This window comes from Bradyrhizobium sp. TM233 (assembly GCF_036247965.1).
GTDB classification, from domain to species: domain Bacteria; phylum Pseudomonadota; class Alphaproteobacteria; order Rhizobiales; family Xanthobacteraceae; genus Bradyrhizobium; species Bradyrhizobium ottawaense.
The window spans coordinates 1-372 of the sequence record NZ_BTIG01000401.1; the positions used below are offsets into that span (position 1 = coordinate 1).

The following is a 372-nucleotide window of genomic DNA, read 5'->3' on the forward strand; positions in this document are numbered from 1 at the left end:
CCTTCCTTCTGGATGATGCCAGCGAACTTCTTCGTCTCGGAATCCACGAAGGCGGCGAACTGCTCCGGCGTGCCGTAGTCGGCGCGGGCGCCCATGGCGGCGATCTGCTTCTTGATGTCGTCGCGCTCCAGCATCGCCTTGACCTGGAAATTGAGCGCGCTCAGCACCTCGGGCGAGACGCCCTTCGGCAGGAAGACCGAGAACCACGACGAGACGTCGAAGTTCGCCAGCTCCGGCGCGCTCTCGCGCATGGTCGGCAGGTCCTTCGCGAGGTCGCTGCGCTCGGTGGTGGTGACGCAGAGGCCTGTGAGCGTGCCGTTCTGCACCTGCGGCAGGCTCGGATAGAGATTGTCGAACAGGATCTGGATGTCG

General features: G+C 64.5%; 1 protein-coding gene. It reads right to left on the bottom strand.

Translation table 11 applies throughout. The annotated features are described in order from the left end of the window. Positions 1–372 (bottom strand): Bug family tripartite tricarboxylate transporter substrate binding protein (locus tag AABA86_RS34560; protein WP_338309938.1); only part of this gene is annotated, 372 nt, incomplete at both ends.